Origin of the sequence: Paracoccus sp. (in: a-proteobacteria), assembly GCF_030536915.1 — a bacterium.
GTDB lineage: Bacteria > Pseudomonadota > Alphaproteobacteria > Rhodobacterales > Rhodobacteraceae > Paracoccus.
Genome location: NZ_JAUNPC010000207.1, coordinates 1 through 1901 on the forward strand (window position 1 = coordinate 1; position 1901 = coordinate 1901).

The 1901-nt window shown below is 67.4% G+C and carries 2 protein-coding genes; one reads left to right on the forward strand and one right to left on the reverse strand.

Features of this window, described 5'->3' with window-relative positions; translation table 11 throughout:
* Nucleotides 1–26: 26 nt before the first annotated feature.
* Nucleotides 27–1055, forward strand: coding sequence for an IS110 family transposase (locus tag Q4F04_RS15770; RefSeq protein WP_303370732.1), 1029 nt, complete (start codon nucleotides 27–29; stop codon nucleotides 1053–1055).
* A 277-nt stretch (nucleotides 1056–1332) separates the two neighbouring features.
* On the opposite strand, the gene Q4F04_RS15775 is transcribed toward Q4F04_RS15770, so the two are convergent.
* Nucleotides 1333–1901, reverse strand: a 569-nt coding sequence (locus Q4F04_RS15775; protein ID WP_303370733.1) for an IS66 family transposase, incomplete at its 5' end; no start/stop codon positions are given.

Here is a 1901-nt window from a genome sequence, read left to right on the forward strand (position 1 = left end):
AAGCACCGCTACGGAGGGGAGCGTCCATGGGAGAGGTTAGCATCATCGGCCTGGATCTGGCCAAGAACGTGTTTCAGGCACACGGCGCCGGGGCGGACGGATCAGTGGTCTTTCGCCGCAAGCTGTCCCGGGCGCAGCTGCTGAAGTTCATGGCGGCGCAGCCACCTTGCGTGGTGGCAATGGAAGCCTGCGCCAGTGCGCATCACTGGGGCCGGGCGTTCAGCGACCTCGGCCACGACGTGCGGCTGATCCCACCGGCCTACGTGAAGCCGTTCGTGAAGCGGCAAAAGAACGACATGGCGGATGCCGAAGCGATCGCGGAAGCGGCCTCGCGGCCGACGATGCGGTTTGTCGCCGTGAAGAGCGAGGCCCAGCAGGCGGCGGCGATGGCCTACCGGACCCGGGACCTTCTGGTTCGCCAGCGCACGCAGACGATCAACGCCCTGCGCGCACACCTGGCCGAGCAGGGCATCGTTGCCCCCACCGGTCCTGCGCATGTCGGGCGCCTCGCTGCGATCATCGGCGGAGATGATGGCATGCTGCCAGCGGCGGTGCGCGACCTGGCGCGCCTCCTGCTGGACCAGATCGCCGGGCTGGCCGGGAAGATCGCGGGCCTCGATACCGAGCTTCGCCGACGCGTGAGCGCCGACGACACGGCACGACGGCTGACGACGATCCCGGGAGTGGGCGCGGTGACCGCGGCAGCGATCACTACCTTCGCGCCGCCGATGGAGACCTTCTCCAAGGGTCGGGACTTCGCCGTCTGGGTCGGCCTCACGCCGCGGCAGCATTCGAGCGGCGGCAAGGACCGGCTGGGCCGGACCTCGAAGATGGGCCAGCGCGACATCCGCCGATTGCTGATTGTCGGCGCGGTCGCGGTGGTGCGATGGGCAGCACGCAAAGGCGCACCCGATGGGTCGTGGCTTGCCCGGATGCTGGCGCGCAAGCCGAAGATGCTGATCGCGGTGGCGCTGGCCAATCGGATGGCGCGCACGGCTTGGGCGCTTCTGCGGAAGAGCGAAGATTACAGGGATCCGGCGATGACGGCCGCGTAGGCCGGTGTCGCCGGGTTGTCGCCGGATGTGAGAGGGGCGAGGGAACGTAAGGGCAGACGGTCAAGAGACCGGGTCGGGCGAACCAGCATTCCGGACGGAGCGCCATCGAGCGCGGGTAAGCGAACTGGCCCCGGCCTGCATATCTCCATACAGGCCCGCGGCGCATGACAGGCCGCATCTTCGAGGCCGGACACACGACCGCACCTGATCACATGCCCGAACGCGCCCAAATACCGCTTGCATCCGTGGGGGCGTCCACACACGTCCGGTCTGACCGCTACCGGCTCCAGCGCCACGGCAGCAACTCATCGACCTTGGTGATCCTGTAGTCCGGGATGCATGCGAGGGTATCGGCGAGCCAGACCTGGGGATCGACGTCGTTGAGCTTGGCCGTCTCGATCAGGGTGTAAGCGATGGCGGCGGCCTTTCCACCAGCTTCGGAGCCGACGAAGAGGTAATTCTTCCGCCCGAGGGCAATGGCGCGCATGCCGCGTTCGGCGGTGTTGTTGTCCAGCTCGAGAATGCCTTGGTCGAGGTAGGGACGCATTCGCTCCATGCGGGTCAGGCTGTAGCGGATCGCGGCAGCCAACGGAGACTTGCCCGAGATGCGGGTCAGCTGCAGGGCGAGCCAGACCTCGAGATCATCGAAGACCGGTGCCGCTTGAGCCTGGCGGAGTTCGGCCCGCCGATTGGGCGGCAAACCTCGGGCCTCCTTCTCGACGGTATAGAGCTGGGCGATCCGGTGGATGGCTTCCTCGGCGATCGGGGATGCCTGGGCGCGATGAATGTCGACGAACTTGCGCCGGACATGGGCCATGCAGGCGACCTCGCGAACCCTGGCGGAGC

Excerpts from the sequence above, each read along its gene's own strand:
- Q4F04_RS15770 (WP_303370732.1), top strand. The coding sequence starts at position 27 with ATGGGAGAGGTTAGCATCATCGGCCTGGATCTGGCCAAGAACGTGTTT.